At 72.4% G+C, this 16855-nt stretch carries 14 protein-coding genes; 1 reads left to right on the forward strand and 13 read right to left on the reverse strand.

Annotated features, from left to right (window positions below):
- Positions 1-73: 73 nt before the first annotated feature.
- The 6 genes from NAEX_RS13440 to NAEX_RS53785 form a co-directional block, all read right to left on the reverse strand.
- The gene (locus NAEX_RS13440; RefSeq protein WP_143140692.1) at positions 74-1249 is read right to left on the reverse strand and encodes a poly(ethylene terephthalate) hydrolase family protein; all 1176 of its coding nucleotides are present in this window, start codon (positions 1247-1249) and stop codon (positions 74-76) included.
- Between the two features lie 426 nt (positions 1250-1675).
- On the reverse strand, positions 1676-2458 hold the full coding sequence (locus NAEX_RS13445) for a hypothetical protein (RefSeq protein WP_096327902.1): 783 nt from the start codon (positions 2456-2458) through the stop codon (positions 1676-1678).
- A 130-nt stretch (positions 2459-2588) separates the two neighbouring features.
- Positions 2589-3875 carry an NAD(P)/FAD-dependent oxidoreductase gene (locus tag NAEX_RS13450; RefSeq protein ID WP_096327903.1) on the reverse strand — a complete coding sequence of 429 codons (1287 nt, stop codon included), beginning with the start codon at positions 3873-3875 and terminating at the stop codon, positions 2589-2591.
- Positions 3876-3899: 24 nt separating this feature from the next.
- Positions 3900-4754, reverse strand: coding sequence for an MBL fold metallo-hydrolase (locus NAEX_RS13455; RefSeq protein ID WP_096327904.1), 855 nt, complete (start codon positions 4752-4754; stop codon positions 3900-3902).
- Positions 4754-7060 (reverse strand): transketolase C-terminal domain-containing protein, encoded by a 2307-nt coding sequence (locus NAEX_RS13460; protein WP_170135694.1) that lies wholly within the window; start codon positions 7058-7060, stop codon positions 4754-4756. Before NAEX_RS13460 ends, NAEX_RS13455 begins: the two co-directional genes overlap by 1 nt.
- A 207-nt stretch (positions 7061-7267) precedes the next feature.
- The gene (locus tag NAEX_RS53785; RefSeq protein WP_096327906.1) at positions 7268-8932 is read right to left on the reverse strand and encodes an FHA domain-containing protein; all 1665 of its coding nucleotides are present in this window, start codon (positions 8930-8932) and stop codon (positions 7268-7270) included.
- 45 nt (positions 8933-8977) lie between these two features.
- Between NAEX_RS53785 and NAEX_RS13470 the strand changes: the two genes are divergently transcribed.
- Positions 8978-10678, forward strand: coding sequence for a glycerol-3-phosphate dehydrogenase/oxidase (locus NAEX_RS13470; protein ID WP_096327907.1), 1701 nt, complete (start codon positions 8978-8980; stop codon positions 10676-10678).
- A gap of 116 nt (positions 10679-10794) precedes the next feature.
- Here the strand turns inward: NAEX_RS13470 and NAEX_RS13475 are convergent, their stop codons facing one another.
- From NAEX_RS13475 to NAEX_RS13505, 7 genes are all read right to left on the reverse strand, one after another.
- On the reverse strand, positions 10795-11040 hold the full coding sequence (locus NAEX_RS13475) for a hypothetical protein (protein ID WP_096327908.1): 246 nt from the start codon (positions 11038-11040) through the stop codon (positions 10795-10797).
- Position 11041: 1 nt separating this feature from the next.
- On the reverse strand, positions 11042-12025 hold the full coding sequence (locus tag NAEX_RS13480) for a hypothetical protein (protein WP_143140693.1): 984 nt from the start codon (positions 12023-12025) through the stop codon (positions 11042-11044).
- Between the two features lie 108 nt (positions 12026-12133).
- On the reverse strand, positions 12134-13144 hold the full coding sequence (locus tag NAEX_RS13485; RefSeq protein ID WP_096327910.1) for a hypothetical protein: 1011 nt from the start codon (positions 13142-13144) through the stop codon (positions 12134-12136).
- A 128-nt stretch (positions 13145-13272) separates the two neighbouring features.
- Positions 13273-14649 carry an ABC transporter permease gene (locus tag NAEX_RS13490; protein ID WP_096327911.1) on the reverse strand — a complete coding sequence of 459 codons (1377 nt, stop codon included), beginning with the start codon at positions 14647-14649 and terminating at the stop codon, positions 13273-13275.
- Positions 14646-15362, reverse strand: coding sequence for an ABC transporter ATP-binding protein (locus NAEX_RS13495; RefSeq protein WP_096327912.1), 717 nt, complete (start codon positions 15360-15362; stop codon positions 14646-14648). The genes NAEX_RS13490 and NAEX_RS13495 overlap by 4 nt, the downstream gene beginning before the upstream one ends.
- Positions 15363-15407: 45 nt before the next feature.
- Positions 15408-16196: a VOC family protein gene (locus tag NAEX_RS13500; protein WP_096327913.1), complete on the reverse strand. Its 789-nt coding sequence runs from the start codon at positions 16194-16196 to the stop codon at positions 15408-15410.
- A 56-nt stretch (positions 16197-16252) separates the two neighbouring features.
- Positions 16253-16804 (reverse strand): hypothetical protein, encoded by a 552-nt coding sequence (locus NAEX_RS13505; protein WP_143825574.1) that lies wholly within the window; start codon positions 16802-16804, stop codon positions 16253-16255.
- Positions 16805-16855: the final 51 nt, after the last annotated feature.

The raw sequence follows: 16855 nt of genomic DNA on the forward strand, positions 1-16855 counted from the left end.
TTCCGGGCAGGTCTCATGGGACAGCGACGAGGGCGAGCCGCGCCGCGGCCTCGCCCTTCGTCGCGACCGGAGGTCACTTCTCCGCGATCGTCACCAGCCCCATGTCGACGTAGCGCTGCTGCGCCTCGGCGCCGGTCAGGTAGGTGTCGTAGCCGGCGTTGCCGCGCAGCCATCGCCCGTAGTACGCGACCACGTAGGCGCGCGCGACGTCATTGACGACCGCGTTGTCGAGCGTGGGCTGCTGGCAGAACGAGCAGGTGATCCCGCACGACCCCACGTCGTCGAGGAAGCTCATGTGGTTGGCGCCGTGGACGGTGACCTGCAGGGCCGGCGCGCTCGCCTCGGCGTAGAACGTCGTGAAATTCTCGGCCGCCGGCGCGCAGGCCATGAAGCCTGCGGTGTCGAGGGTCTCGCCGAGGAAGCCGAGCGGGATGGCGATCGGCAGCATCCCGCTGACGTCGGGGCACGCCTGCATGTTCGGGCACATGTTGGCGCCGTCGACGGGGTCGAGGGTGAGCGAGGCCTTGACGCGGGCGTCGTACATGGCCGCGAGCACGGAGATCTTGCCGCCCAGCGAGTGACCGGTGGCGCCGACGTTGTCGACGTCGGAGATGTCCCCGAGGACAGGATGCTCGGCCGCCCAGTCGAGCGCGGCCAGCACCTGGTTGGCGTTGGCGACGTGGTCGACGGCGCCGAAGATGTAGCCGGCGTGGTCGACGTTGAGGACGACGTAGCCGTGCGAGGCGAGCCGGGTGGCGTAGCTCGTGTACTGCGTCGGCGGCAGGTTGAAGCCGTGGGCGAGCGTCACCACCGGATACGGCCCGCCCTCGGGCCCCTGCGTCGGATAGTAGGCGGTCACCCCGATCGCCTCGCCGTCGACGTCGAGCTCCGCGGCGAGCTCGCCGAACTGCCACGGCCCGTCCTCTGCGGGATCGTAGATCGCGTCGCCCGGCTCGTCGGTGGTGCCCTCGGTCGTGTCCACGCCGGTCGTGTCCACGCCGGTCGTGCTCGTCGTGGTCGAGGTCGGTCCGCTCGCGGTGGTCGGCCCGTCGCTCGTCGTGGTCGAGGCCTGACTCGTGCCCGTCGACGTCGAGGTGCTCGTCGTCGGGTCGTCCCCGGTGGTGCTGCCGGTACCGGCGCCGGTACCGGACCCGGTGGACGAGGCGGTGTCGGAGTCCGTGCCCGACGACGTCCCGCCGCCGTTGCACGCGATTGTGAAGACCAGGAGAAAGAGGGCAGACCGCTGCATGTGGCCACGTCTAGCGGCGCCGCCGACTGCGAGCAATCGTGCAACGCTCACGAAACCGCCGTAAAACCCCGGTAGAGCGCCGGATCGCGGCCCCGCGGCGCGGCCTCCGGGCGACACCGCATTCGTCGTTCGCGCCGCGCCTTCTGCCATTTACCGCAATCGCCGGCGCGCGCGAGGTCTCGACCCCTCGTGCTCGCAGTTTCGCGTAGATTCGCCGATTCCCCCCGCGCACCGCCGTGCGCGCCGCAGCTGACCGCGCCGGTCCCCATCGCCCATGCCTTTTAAAACATGTCGCGAGGGCCACATCAGGCGGAGCGCAGTCGCCTGCGGCGTGGCATATCTCGGAGGGCATGGCCGAACAAGCCTGTTCTCATGGACAGGTGAGTTTCATGATGCCCTCGAAGACATGTCACTCCCGCGCCGCGATCAGCCGCCCGGGCAACGCGGCTCGCCCGTGACCATATCGATCGCCGAGCCGAGCGGCTCCCAGCCCGGCTGGTCGGGGTAGCAGCCGCTGCGGAACTGCCACATCACGCCGCGCGGGTCGCGGGCCCGGCTCATCGAGTCGGTGCACCCCTCGGCGCGCGTGCAGCCCGCGAGGGTCAGGGGCTCGCGGCAGTGGGGATACCCGTGGACCTCGCCGCAGAACGCGTGCGCCCGACACTGATCGACCCGCAGGCGCCCGCAGTCGCAGAACTCGCGGTCGTCGTCGGCGCAGCTCACCGAGACCATGCGGACCTCCGGCAGCGCCATCGCCCCGCGCACCTGCGGATGGGTCGCCACCACCAGCACACTCCATAGCTTGGAGTAGGTGTGGATCTCCCGCGCCCCGTCGGCCTGCAAGCGGTCCATCACCCGCCGCCGTCGCGCCAGCTGCTCGGCCTCGGTGTACGCGACCTGATCGCCGCGCTCGTCCGTCCGGTACTCGTCGAACACGAGGGTCCAGGTGAAGCGCACCTGCGGGTGCGCGCGCGCCTGCAGGCAGCGCGCGAGGTATTCGGGCGCGTGGCACTTCGCCTCGACGTCGCCCGGCGTGAGCTCGGCGCTGACCAGCAGCGACGGATCGACGCCGACCGGCTCGACGATCTCCGTCTTCCTCTCCAGCCGCGCCTCGGTCGGCGGCGCCTCGGTGCGCGCGGGCTCGCCTGCGCGCGCGCACGCCAGCGCGAGGCTCAGCCAGCCAGCCGCCGCGCGAATCTCCGGGCTCACGAGCGCTCTTCCCATCCCGCGACCGTACCACCGAAGCTCGCCTTCCGCGTCGGACGCGGATCGGCGGCGCCCTCCCGTCGCAGCTACATGGTCGTTCGGACATGCTCTACAGAGCACGTCGCCACACCGCTCAGCTGTAGCGGCGGATGTACTGCCGCATCAGGAACCGGCGGAACCAGATGTTGACGGCCGCGAAGTCGACCACCAGCCGGCCGTACACGACCAGCGACTTGTCGCCGATGCTGACCCCGTGGGGAAAGTCCTCGCGCAGCTTGTGCGGGCGCAGCGGCGGCACCCCGTGCGGGTAGTCGGGCGCCTCGCGGGCCAGCCGCGTCAGGTTGTCCGCGGTCAGCCACGCCTGCCACAGGCACTCGATCGCCCGCTGCATCGTCGGCCACTCGCCGGTCGCGCTCTGCACCCGCGCCGCGTCGCCGATGGCGAAGATGTCCGGCCGGGTCGGCTTCGGCGTGGCGAAGCACTGCAGCGTCGGCCCGACCGCCAGCCAGCCGGCGGCGGTGCGCGGCAGCGGCAGCTTCGCCAGCACCGGCGCCGGCCGCACGCCACCGGACCAGAAGGCCATGTCGCAAGGGACATCCGTCGCGTCCCCGCCGGGCCCGACCGGCCGGACCGAAGCTGTCCCGGCGGCCAGGCGCGTCAGCCGCGTGTTCAGCCGCAGCTCGACGCCCTGGGCCCGCAGGTGGCGCTCGGCCTTGCGACCGGCGCGCTCGCACAGGTTCGGCACCAGGCGCGCGCCCGAGTGGACCAGGGTGACCTTCGGCGCGCGCCAGCCGGCCGGTCGCACGCGCGCGAGGCGGGCGAGCTCGCCGGCGAGCTCGACGCCGGAGATCCCGCCGCCGACGACGACGATCTCCGGCCGCTCGCCGGCCGGGCCGCTGGCCTCGCCCTCGCGGTAGGGCCCGTCGCCGCTGCTCACCCGCCGCGTCGCCTCGCCGTCCGGGCCCAGCAGGGCGGCCAGCCGGTCGGCCGCGGAGGCGAACTCGCCCTCGAACTTGTAGTCGACGAACCGCTCCGCCCCCTCGATGCCGGCCGGCGGCGCCAGCACGGAGCCGAGCGCGACGACGATGAAGCGCCCGCGCAGCCGCTGGCCCGAGGCCAGCACGACCTCCTTGCGGTCGGGGTCGAGCTCGACGACGTCGCCGACCACGTAGCGCGCGGCCGCCTTCTGCTCGACGCAGCGCCGCGTCGGCAGCACCGCCTTGCCCGGGTCGATGCGCCCGACCAGCCGCTCCTGCACCAGCGGGATGTACGGGTGCTCGGCCTGGCGGTCGACCACCGTGATCTTCAGCCCCCGCCCGCGCGCGCTGCGGCGCAGCTGGTGGACCAGCTCGATCCCCGCGAAGCTGGCCCCGAGGATCAGGACGTCGGCCGCCGCGTCGTCATGTGTCCCTTCGGCCATGTCCTTTACTCCCTGTCCCCCAATTCAGTTACCGAACACGACCACGCGGTCGCGCACCCCCGCGGGGAACCGCTCGCGCGCCAGCCGCTCGGCCTCGGCCCGGCTGTGGCGCATGCTGCGGTGGACCAGCACCAGCGCCTCGCCGGTGAACCGCTCCGACTCGGCGACCAGCTCGTCGAGGTGCGTGTGGCCCCACCGGCGCGTCTGCGCGACGTCCCGCTCGGCGGTCCAGCTCGTGACCTCATGGACCAGCACCCGGCAGCGGCGCACCAGCTCGTGCTGCTGGAAGAACTCGATCTGCGTGTCGCCGGTGACGCAGATCAGCGGCTCGGTGTGGGCGTCGAGCACGTCGGCGCCGCTCCGCCGCAACGCGGCGATCTCCGGCCCCGGCAGGCCGACGTACTCCGGCTTCAAGCGGCTGGTCGTGCGCTCGACGATCCACCCGAGCGACGGCACGCGGTGGGTCGTCCGCAGGCAGTGCGCCGCGCACCCGCGGGCCAACCCGCCCCCCAGGGAGAAGCGCTCGCCGGGCGCGTGCCCGTGCAGCTGCCACTGCAGGTCGAAGCCCTCGATTTCGGCCCAGCCGCGGAGGATCCGCGTCAGCGGCTCGTGGACCTCCTGCGGCACGTGGATCGCCGGCGGCGGCGCGCGCATCAGCTGGCGCTGCGACACCAGGTAGCCGACCCCGCCGAGGTGGTCGGCGTGCCCGTGCGAGACCAGGATCGTGTCGAACTTGAGCGCGCCGGGCGGGCACATGCCGACGTCGAACATGACCCCGAGTTCAGGTACCATGAGACAGGTCTCGACCCCGCCGCGGGTGATCCCGCGCAAGGTGAGGCCGCCGACCTTGAGCTCGTCGAGGACCGCGAATTCGTGCATCAGGTGACCGAGTTACGGCTCGGCGTCCACAAGATCTGCGGGCGCGCGAACACGTCCGCGCCGCCGCGCGCGGGCCGGGCCGGCGCGGCAGAGTCGGCCGCAGGCCGGGCAGGAGCGACCCGGCGGATCGACATGACCTCGAGGACAGCCGCGTGGACCTTCTCGGGGCTGACCACGATCTGCTCCTCGATCTCGATCGGCGACGGGATGCCGGGGCTGGGGTCCTGGCCGAGCACGCGGGTGATCACGTTCTCGCCGGCCATCGCCTCCTGCACCGCCCCCTGGATCTCGCGGCCCAGGCTGGCGAACACGCGGTCCTCGTGGACGACCAGCAGGCGGCCGGTCTTGCGCACGCTGGCCAGCACGGCCTCGCTGTCGTAGGGCACGATCGTGCGCAGGTCGATGAGCTCGACGTCGACGCCCTCGGCCGCGAGCTTCTGCACCGCCTCGCCGCAGAACAGGGTGCAGCGGCCCCAGGTGACGACCGTGATGTCCTTGCCCGGGCGGCGCAGCGCGGCCTTGCCGAGCGGCACGCGGAAGTCGTCGGGCAGGTCGGGGATGTGGCCGCCGAAGCCGATGCTGCGCTTGAGCGCCGCGATCTCCTTGGGGTCGGTCGGCTCGCCGGGGAACGCGTCGCCCAGCGTCATGCGGTAGAGGCCCTTCGACTCGAACACCAGCACCGGCCCCGGGTACTCGGCCGCGCTGCGGAGCAGGCCGTACATGTCGCGCGAGGTCGTCGGCGCGACGATCGTGATGCCCGGGATCGAGGCGTAGAAGCCCTCCATGCACATCGAGTGGTAGACCGACCCGCCGTGCAGCGGCTCGACCGGCAGGCGCAAGATGACGTTGACGTCGACCGTGCCCGCCGACTGCCAGCGCTGGTTGCCGAGCAGCACCAGCCAGTGCAGCGTGTTGAGCGAGTAGTCGGAGAACTGGATCTCCGGGATCGCCGTCGCGCCCTTGTGCAGGGCGAACCCGAACGCGGTGCCGAGGATCAGCGGCTCGTTGATCGGCGCGTCGCGGACCTGGTCGGGGAAGCGCTCGTACAGGCCCTTGGTCGCGACCATCACGCCGCCCTTCTTGCCGACGTCCTGGCCGTACACCCACGACATCGGGTTGGCCTTGAGGATCGCCTGCAGCGCCGAGCGGATCGCGCCGTTGATCGAGATCGCCGTCGGCCGGTTCTCCGGCGGCGCCTCCTCGACCGCCGGGAACGGCGCGCGGATGTCCGAAAGGACAGACTCGTAGGTCGGCTCCGGCTCGGTGGCGCAGATCGCCATCGTCTCGACCACGTAGTCGTCGGCCGCCTTGGCCAGCGTGCCCCAGTCGTGGCGGCGGAAGTAGTCCTTGCCCTCGGTGATCGCGTTGCGGCGCAGGATCTCGTGCGGCGCCAGCACGCCCGCCTGCACCAGCGCCTCGCCGAAGTCGATCAGCGGGTCGTAGCTGTCGAACTCGAACGTGAAGTCGGCCGCCGAGCTGTGGTTGTTGAGGCGCGACAGGTTCTTGACCCACATCAGCGCCGGCGCCTGCTGCTCCTTGCAGTACTCCGCGGCCGCGCGGGCGGTCTCGTAGCAGCCGAGGAAGTCGTTGCCGTCGCACTCGAAGTAGGCGAAGCCGAACGCGGCGGCGTAGTGCTCGAAGCTGCGGATCCCGCGGCCGTCCTCGGGCCGCACGCTGATGGCGACGTTGTTGTCGGTGATCGTCAGCAGCACCGGCAGGCGCAGGATCGAGGCGCCCGTCATGCCCTCGTGCATGTCGCTCTCGGCGGTGGTGCCGTCGCCGACCACCGCGACCACCAGCCCGTCGTCGTGGCCCTTGCGCCGCAGCCCCTGGGCGTAGCCGACGGCCTTGCCGAACTGCATGCCGAGCGCGCTCTGCACCGGCAAGGTGTTGAACCGCAGGTCGTTGAAGTGCGCCGTCATCAGCCGCCCGCCCGTCCACGGGTCGGTCGCCTTGCACAGCTGCTGCCGCATGTGGTCGAGGTGGAAGTCCTGGTAGCCGCGCAGCCGCGACCACATGGCCAAAAGACCAGCCGAGCGGTAATGGGCGCAGATGCCGAACGCCTCCGGGTTGACGACCTCGGCGTACGCGATCGCCTCCGCCGCCCCGTGCAGCTCCTCGCCCGAGCCCCAGATCGCGAACTTGATGGTGCCCTTGGCGCACTCCTGGACCACCCGCTCGACGTGGCAGCGGGCGATCAGCATCTCCTGATAGGCCAGCCGCAGCAGCTCCGGGGTCAGGCTCGGGAACCGCGGCAGGTCGCGGAGATCGAAGCGGAGGTTCTTGCTGAGCGTCGGCATGTCCATGCGCGTGGCAAAGCCTAGGCGAGAACGGCGCTGGGGTAAACCGACCGCAGACGAGCGCCAAGTCGCAGCGCAGCGGGCGCGAACGAACCGCGTGACGTGGCGCATGCGTCGTGCGACTCGACCGCCCGCAGGCGCGAAGACGAAGTGGCACCTGGCGGAAAGGCCAGGTGCCACTTCAGCTCGCCGTCACGCCGGCGACGCGCAGGCTCACGCGCTCGGGAGGGCGCTCGCGGCCCCGCCGAGGCGCGCGCGCGCCTCGCTCTCGGGGTCGCCGCCCTCGTGCTTGCGCCGGACCCAGAAGTACAGCCACACGCTCAGCGCCGAGAAGAACGCGACCAGGAACGCGGTCACGCCGTTGACGAGGATGCTGCTCAAGATCCCGCCGAGCGGCAAGAAGCCGAAGATGATGCTGACGATCGTCATGCCGATGCCGACCGCCAGGGCGGCGCCGAACACCGAGGCGAGGATCGGCACCAGCTCCTTGCCGAGCAGGTTGAAGTTGCGCCCGATCACCGCGCCGATCTTCTTGTCCTCGACGTAATAAATCGGCGCCGCGAACACCCCGAACACGATGCCGGGGATGAAGCAGTTGACGGCGACGTCGGCGACCCTGGCGATCGACTCCTGCACGGCCGCCTGGATCGAGATCGGCTGACCCAGGTAGCTGCTCAGCATGAAGCGGCCGAGCGCGGGCATGAGGATGACCATCGCCGCGAGCTGCACCAGCGACAGCAAGGTCGCCAGCAGCGCGGCGATGCTGAGCGGCAAGATCATCAGGCCGAGCTGCGCGAGCAGACCGATCGGGATCAGCACCGCGCCGACGGTCGCGACCGCGGGCGCGGCGACCGGCTGGAACACCTTCCAGCCCTCGCCGAGGATGAACTTGACCTGCGAGACGAGGTCGCCGCCCGCCGGGCCGACGGCCGCGGGCTCGCCCGCCGGCGGCGTGTCGGGGACGGCGGACTCGGGCACCAACACCGGCGGCCCTGGCGGGGCGGCCGGCACGGGCTGCGAGACCGGCGTCGGCACGGCCTGCGGCGGGGTGGCGATCGCGGACTGCGGCTGGGCCGGGAACCCGCCGGACTGCGGCGGCGCCCCGAACCCGCCGGCCTGCGGCTGGGCCGGGAACCCGCCGGACTGCGGCGGCGCCCCGAACCCGCCGGCCTGCGGCTGGGCCGGGAACCCGCCGGACTGCGGCGGCGCCCCGAACCCGCCCGTCGGCGCCTGGGCCGGGAACCCGCCCGGCGGCGTCGGCGCGGGGAACGGCGCGGGGGCGCCTCCCGGCATCGGCGGGGCCATCGGCGCCGGCATCGGCTGCGGCGGTGCGGCCGCGAAGCCGCCCGGAGCGCCCGGCGCGAGGCCCGCGGACGCCGGCCGGAGCAGCGGCCCCGGGTGCTGCGCGGTCGGCGCAAAGGCAAAATTCCCCGGCTGGGGCCCGCTTGCGGGCGCCGGCGGGGCCGGCATCACCGGGCCGGGCGGGCGCGCCGGGGCCGGCTTCATCGGCGCCGGGAAGCCGGGGACCATGCCCGGGGCGGCGATCACGGTGCGGCCCTTGCCGGCGCCGCTCGACCCGAGGCCGTCGATGCTCTGCACGGTGATGAGCGAGTTGCCGACGCGGAGGGCGATGCCCGGGGTCAGCTCGAGGTTGGCGACCCGCTGGCCCTGGAGCAGGAAGCTGCCGTTGGTCGAGCCGAGGTCGGTAAAGCGGAGGGTCGCGCCGTCCCAGAGGATCTCCGCGTGGCGGCCCGAGACCTGGCTGTCGTGGAGGACGATGTCACCGGCGTCTCGGCCGATGAGGACTTTGGGCTGGGTGATCGTCCGGGTCTCCGCTGGGCGGTCGACGTACTGGATGTGGAGCGTGTAAGAGGCCATCGAGGTCTCCGGGGGGTCGCGGTAGGCTTGGGCAGAGTGTCACAAATGCCCGCCGTGCGGCGCAACCATCGCGCCGATGTCCTGCCAGTACAAGAGTCGCCGCCGCCGTGGGGCCCGGCCGAGATCCGCTCGCTTTGGGAACGCTTGCGGCGAGCCGACGCCGAGGGGCGCGGCCGAGCCGAGCCCGAATGGGACCTCGTCGTCGTGGGGGCCGGGATCGCCGGCGCGGGGGTCGCCCGCGACGCCGCCCTCCGCGGCCTGCGAGTCCTCGTCGTCGAAGCGCGCGACCTGGCCTTCGGGACCTCCTCGCGCTCGAGCCGACTGATCCACGGCGGCGTCCGCTACCTCGAGCAGGGCGAGCTCGGCCTCGTCTACGAGGCGCTGCGCGAGCGGCGGCTGCTCTACAAGATCGCCGGGCACATCGTTCAGCCGGCGCGCTTCCTGTTCCCCGCCTACCGCGGCGACCGCCTGCCGCTGTGGAAGCTGCGGATCGGGCTGTCGCTCTACGACGCTCTCAGCCTCTACCGCAGCCACGGCCACCGCGTGCTGCGCCCCGCCGCCGCCCGCGCGCTCGAGCCGCTGCTCCGCGAAGAGGGCCTCCGTGGCGCGGTCACCTACGAGGACGCGGTCACCGACGACGCCCGCCTCACCCTCGCCACCTTGCAGGACGCTCGCCGCCACGGCGCGCAGGTCCTCACCTACGCGCCCGTGGTCGCCATCCGCCGCGAGGGCGAAGTCCAGGTCGTCGAACTTGACGGCGACCTCCGCGTGCGCGCGCGCAGCGTCGTCGTCGCCGCCGGGCCGTGGACGTCGGAGCGGCTGCTCGGGGTCGCCGGGGCCCACCTGCTGGCCCTCTCGCGCGGCATCCACCTCGTCCTGCGCGCCGCCGACGTCCCGGTCCGCCAGCCCCTCGTGGTCCAGGCCCAGAAGGAGCGGCGGATCCTGTTCGTCGTCCCGTGGGGCCCGCGGACCTACCTCGGCACCACCGACACCGCCTACGACGGCGACCCGGCCGCCTCCGGCGTCACCCCGGCCGACACCGGCGAGCTGTTCGCCTTGATCGGCAAGGTCTTGCCGCGCGCGGTGCTCGGCCAGGACCGCATCGTCAGCGCCTGGTCGGGGGTGCGGCCGCTGGTGCGCGACGAGCATGCCGCGTCCGGCGACCCGACGGCCGAGATCTCCCGCACCCACCGGATCCTCGAGACCGCCGAGGGCGTGATCGCCGTGGTCGGCGGCAAGCTGACGACCTACCGCTCGATGGCCGAGGAGACGGTCGACCGCGTGGTCCGCCGGTTGCGGCAACGCGGCCAGCTCCCGGCCGGGATCGGTCGCTGCCAGACCCATCGCCACCCGCTGGTGGCCGGCCTGCCGCTCTCGGCCGAGGAGCTGCACGACCCCCGCCTGGCCGATCTCGCCCAGCGGCACGGCCCGCTCGCGCGCCAGCTGTACTCGCAGATCCACGCCGACCCGCGGCTCGGCGCCCGCATCATCCACGACCTGCCGTACTGCTGGGCGGAGGTCGAGCACGCCATCACCCACGAGGGCGCCGTGCACCTCGAGGACATCATGCGCCGGCGGATCCCCCTCGCCCTCACCGACGAGGGCCTCGGCGCCAGCGTCGCCCGCGAGGTCGCCACCCGCCTCGTCACCGCCCGGGGCGGCAGCGCCGCCGACATCGAGGCCGAGCTGCAGCGCTACCGCGAGGCGATGCGCGTCGAGACCGGCCGGATCCTCGCGCCCTGCTGAGGCTTCTCCTGAGGACATGCCCGTTCGAGCATGTCCTTTCGAGCCTGCGCAGAAGGACATGCTCGATCGAGCATGTCCTTTCGCGCAGGGCCCGTCACGGGCCCGGCGAGCGGCGCTCAGCCGCCGAGCAGCCCGGCGAGGCCGGTGACGGCCCAGGCGATCCAGCCGTCGGGGTAGTGGGCGCCGACCAGCACGCCGCCGCCGAAGATCCCGCCGAACACGAGGCCGGGCACGCCGACCCAGCCGATGAACCACGCCAGCCGGGACGGCGGCGCCTCCTCTTCCTCGCGCTTGGCCGGCGGGCCGGCCGGGGGTTCCTGCCGCTTGGGGCTGTTTTGGGGGGCGCGGGCGGGGGCGGCCATCTCAGTTGTCTCCTTCGGGCGCGACGGTGTCGTCGGCCGGCGGCGCGGGCGGGGGCATGTCCTCGATTTCGGGGATGAAGGGCAGGTGCTTGCGCTCGAGCAGGATCCGTCGCTCCTCGGCCGAGAACGCGATCGGGTCGGCGTCGGCGGCGATCGGGTCGCTGCCCATCGCCTGGGTGACCGCGCGCAGCAGGCTGCGCAGGTGCGGCGCGGGCGACGTCGGGTCGGAGCTGAACGCGATCGCGCTGCTGGCCTGGCGCTTGTCGGTGGTCGGGCCGGCCTGCACCGGCGTGCGGATCGTGCGGCCGCCGAGGCCGATCACCAGGTCGGCGCCGTCGGTGTCGACCGCGCCGAGGACGACGAACGCCTCCTGTCCGGAAGACCAGGTCGTCGGCCAGGCCACCACCCCGCGCAGCTCGAGCTCGACGCCGAGCTCGCGGAGGAGCACCTGCGAGGCCCAGCGGACGTGGCGCTCGGCGTAGTCGATCCAGTCGCTGCGGCGGTCGAACACCTCGTTGTCGACCACCACCTTGACGCGGATCTTGAGCGGCTCGGCGAGGCGGGCCTGCAGCTCGGGGGGCAGCGGCGCCGGCTCGGCGACCGCCACCGGGAGCGCGGCCGCGGTCGTCGGCGGCGCCTCGACCGGCTTCGGCGTCGGCGTCTCGACCGGCTTCGGCTCCGGCTTCGTCGTCGGCTCCGGCTTCGGCGGCTCCGGCTTCGGCGGCTCCGGCTTCGGCGGCTCCGGCGTGGTCGTCGGCGTCGGCTCGGGCTTCGGCTCCGGCTTGGCCGTCTCGGACCTGGGCTTGGCCGGTTCGCCGGGGACCGTCACGTCGAGGCCGAGCCAGTCGCGCTCGAACGAGAGGATCGCCGTCCGGTGCCCGTGCCCGACGTAGACGCCGGCGCCGAACAGGCCGACGACGAAGGCGACGGGCAGGCCGATGAGGACCACCAGCTTGCCGAGACTCTTCAGACGCGTCGCACTCATGACTGTAGAGCCAGTATACTGCGCCTTTTAAAAGGACCAGGCCGGGCCGCGAGATCGGCTAAAATTCGCCGTCCACGCCGACTCCGGCCCGGTCGCGGGCGCCCTCGCTCAGAGCCCGTCGAGCGCGCTCGCCGGGATCACGCAGGACTTCGGGTCGCCGAAGCCGTAGCCGGGCGCTTCGAGCGCATAGGGCTCGTTGAGCGAACGCCACGTGAGGAAGCCGTCGCTGCCCTGGCACTCGTCGAGAAACAAATCGCCGTGCTTCAAGTCGCCGACGCCCTCGACCTCGAGGATGCTGCCGCGCGCCCGGCCGTTGCCGTCGCCGTCCCAGGCCGCCTGCACGCTGGCCTTCTCGCGCTCCGGCCCGCTCCAGCCGTAGTCGTCCCACTCGCCGTACAGCGTCAGGTCGAAGCTGCCCCCGCCCTCGGCGTCGCGCGTGTAGCTGTACTTGTCGTCGCTGTAGAACACGTCGTCGTCGAGGTAGCCGAGGTACTCGAAGCGGACGGCCTGGAAGTCGAGGTCGATGCGCTTCTCCTCGGTCTCGACGTCGCGCTCGAAGGAGACGGCCACCAGCCCGCCGAGCACGCTCATGTCGGCGTCGGGCCCCTTCATCTCGGGGTGCTTCTCGACCACGTCGAAGTCCATCTTGAAGCCGCCGCTGCGCTTGGTGTCGTCCTTGTGCAGGTCGCCCGCCAGCAGCAGCGCCATCTCGGCCTGGGTCTCGGCGTCGCGGCCGCCGACGTAGATCTCGTAGTTCGAGCCGTCCTCGATCGTCTCGACGCGGACCAGCCAGGCCAGATCGCGGCCCTCGGTGTCGGCGTACGGCCCGTAGATGCGGGTGTCGCCGTCGCGCTCGTTCGGCTGCACGTCGTCGAGGTAGGCGATCACGCGCGCGCAGTGCTCGACCAGCACGGTCACCCAGCGGTTGACATGGTCGGCCGTGGACTCGACGCCGATGTGCAGGGCGCCGCGGACCTGCCCACCCTCGCGCGCCGCGATCGACTCCGGCAGCTCGAGCCGGACGTCGTCGGCCTCGATGAAGGGCGTGTCCTCGTCGGTGAAGAAACAGCCGGTGGCCAGGGCGGCGGACAGGGCGAACAGCGGGGCGAAGCGCGTCATGCCGCCCCTCTAGCGGAGAACATTCCACCCGCCGCGGGCCGGTTTCGCCAGCGATCCCAAGCCCTTGCACCCCGGCGCGCCATCGCGCCGCCGCGCTGTGGCGAGACGCCACGCCGCGGCGCGCCACGTCATCGGCCGGTGAGGACCGCCGCTGGGTCCATGCGCGCGGCCCTGCGGGCCGGCAGCCAGGCGCCGAGGACACAGAAGCCGGCGGCGAAGCCGAGCGCCAGCGCCACGAGGTCGACGCTGAACGCGAAGTAGGTCTCGGGCTTGTAGGGGAAGTCGGGCAGGTGCTGCGCCGAGATGTAGTCGAACACGCGGCTGGCCGCGTACGCCAGGCCGACGCCGATCGCCCCCGCCAGCAGGCCGACGCACGCGGCCTCGCCGAGGATGATGCGCTGGATGTCGGAGCGGCGGGCCCCGACCGCGCGCATGATCCCGATCTCCCGCTGGCGCTCGTACACCAGCATGAAGAACACGTGCATGATGTTGACCGCGGCGATGCCGACGATGATCGTCGACAGCAGGCTGAACACCAGCACGAACACGCTGATGAGGAAGCCGGCCTGCTCGGCGCCGCCGTCGGTGACCTCGAAGCCGAGCTCCTCGATCGCCTTGGCCACCGCCGCGACCTGGTCCTTGCTCTCGATCTTGATGATGATCGAGTGGTAGCGGGTCGCCGCCTCCGGCGTGCCGAAGTGGACGTTGTAGCGCGCCACCTGCGACAGCGGCATCGTCACCCCCAGCGGCACCGCCTTGTCGGAGAAGCCGACCAGCTTGAGCCGCTCGAACAGCAGCTGGTCCTTCTCGGCCGCCTGCACCATCGACGCCCCGACCCGCATCTCGAGCGACACGCCGATCAGGAAGTCCGGGTTGAGCCGCGGCAGGTTGTAGGCCCGGCGCAGCGAGCCGTTGTAGATCTCGAGCATGTGCGGCGACGCGATCACCGGCACGTAGTCGCGGCACACCTTGCCCGGCCCGCCCTGGTACGGCCGCCCGCAGTACATGTCCTTCGGGCAAGCCGAGTCGTCGGCGCAGGCCGTCGGCGCCGCCGGCGGCTCGGGCACCGCGCGGAACTGCTCCGAGCCGGAGAACTCGCCCTGCACCAGCGCCGGGTCGACGCCGTCGATGATCAGCTCGGTGCGGATGTCGTTGCCGATGATCTCCTTGCCGCCGAGCCCGATCGCCGGGGCCGTCAGCTTCATCTTCGGGTAGACCCCGCGCACCCCCGGGACCCCGCGCAGCTGCTGCGCCGCCGCCTCGTCGAGCACGTCGCTGGCGAGCCCGAGGCTGACGGGGCCGACGTCGAGCGTCATCGACTTGGCGATCACCTCGAGCTGGTCGAGCGGGAAGATCTTGCCGAGCACGACCTGGCGCACGCCGGCGCCGAGGGCCAAAAAGAACGCGAACGCGGCGATGCCGACGATCACGCCGACCGACGCCAGCGCGAAGTGGACCGCGTTGTTGCGCAGGTTGCCGCGGACGATCGCACCGAGGCTGCTCACGGTCGCACCTCCTCGGCGCCGGGGCCCGGCACCAGCTCGACCACGCCGTCCTTGATCTCGATCACCCGGTCGGCGGCCGCCGCGATCGTCGGGTCGTGCGTCACGATCGTCAGCGTCACCCCCGACTCGTCGCGCAGCTTGCGGAACAGCGCGATGATGGCGGCCGCCGAGGCGCTGTCGAGGTTGCCGGTCGGCTCGTCGCAGATCAGCAGCTGTGGCTTGTGGTAGAGCGCCCGCGCGATCGCCAGCCGCTGCTTCTGCCCGCCCGACAGCGTGCCCGGCCGCGTGCCGATCTTGTCGGCGATGCCGACCGTCTCCATCAGCTCGCGCGCGCGGGCCAGCCGCGCGTCCTTGCTCTCCTTGCCGTTGACGCGGAACAGCGCCGGCAGGGCGACGTTGTCCTCGCAGCTCAGGTGATCGAGCAGGTGGAACGCCTGGAACACGAAGCCGATGGTGGTGTTGCGGTAGGCGCTGAGCTCGGCGTCCGACAGCGTGCGCAGCTCCTTGCCCGCGACCTGGAGCTCGCCGGAGTAGTCGCTGTCGAGCCCGCCGAGCAGCGCCAGCAGCGTGCTCTTGCCGCTGCCCGAGCGCCCGATCACCGCCGCGAACTCGCCGTCGGCCACGTCGAAGTCGACGCCGCGGAGCACCGGCAGCTCGCCCGACCGCGCGCCGGCGAGGCGGTAGCTCTTGCGGATGCCGCGGGCGCGGATCATCGCGGTGGACGCTACTCGCTGCGGGCGATCGCGGTCAACCCCCGCTCAGGGCGTGGGGCCGCGACCCGCCTGGCCGTAGGCGACAATTGAGAAGATGCCCCCGTGCGGGTCGCTCACCACCGCGAAGCGGCCGACCGGCGGGATGTCGCTCGGCGCGACCACAATCGCGCCGCCGAGCCGCGCCGCGAGTGCCGCGCTCTCGTCGCAGTCCTCGACCCGGAAGTACGTCATCCAGTGCGACGGCATCGAGCCCCACGCCTCCGTCATCTGCAGCATCCCGCCGACCTTGCGCTCGCCGACGAAGAAGTCGGTGTAGCGCGTCGACTCCACCGCCCGCTCGGCCCGCCGCCAACCGATGACGTCGCTGTAGAAGACGCCGGCCTCGTCCGCGTCGCGCGTGTTGAGCTCCCACCAGCACATCGTCGACGGCTCGTCGATGAGCCCGGCGCCGGCGTGGTGGACCGCCTGCCACAACGCCAGCCGCGCCCCGCTCGGGTCCGTCAGCACCGCCATGCGGCCCGAGTCGTACACCTCCCGCGGCGGCACGATCACCTGCCCGCCGCGCGGCTCGACCCGCGCGACCGCGCGGTCGATCGCGTCGACGTTGACGAACGGCACCCACTGCGGCACCTCGCCGCGCTCGACCTCGTCGGCGCGCATGCGGTGGATGGCGACCACGTCGCGCCCGCGCCGGGTCAGGATCGTGTAGCCCTTGCCGTGGTGGATCCCGAGGTCGAACAGCCCGCTGTAGAACCGCGTCGTCACCGCGGGCTCCGGACTGCCGAGCTCGGCCCAGCAGAAGCTCCCGTGCTTGTAGCGATCGACGACCGTCACCCCAGGCAACCTACCAAACCGGCTCGGATCCGCCCAAGCGTTTTCGCCCCGCGACGTCAGCGCGCCGCGATGAGTCCGAACACGAACTCCCGGGGACATCCGGACCCCGGCAGGTCGGCCCGGGCCGCCTCGACGTAGGCCATAAACGCCCCTTCGTCCCCGGCGGCCGAAGATGTCCCATCGTACAGGCGGAGCGGCGCGCCGCCCGAGAGCTGCAGGTCCAGCGCGCCGCGCCGGGACTCCCCGCAAGCTGTCTCTTCGACCATGCAGGTGCTGGCCGCCTCGCGCCACGCGAACGGCGCGGCCCACCCGCCGCCCTCCGGCGGATCGACGCGCGCGCCGACGGCCGCCGCCAGCAGCAGCGCCCCGCCCGCGTCCTCGACCCGCAACCACACGTCCGGGTCGCTGACCGCCTCGCCCGGCGCCACGATCGAGCGGATCCGCAGCTCCTGGCCCGCCGCGAACCCGTCGTCCGGCGGCGCCGGGTCGGCCTCGACGTACAGCCGCGCCGGCTCCTCGGCGCACGCGAGCTCGAGGACCCGAGACCCCGGGTCACCGCGCATCGCCTGCACCTCGCACCTCAGCTCGGCGCTCGGCTCGCGCGGCATCGGCTCGAGCCCCGCGCGGAAAAACGCAGCCTCCGTCGGCACACAAGGTGA

It is taken from the genome of Nannocystis exedens, from assembly GCF_002343915.1.
Lineage (GTDB): Bacteria > Myxococcota_A > Polyangia > Nannocystales > Nannocystaceae > Nannocystis > Nannocystis exedens.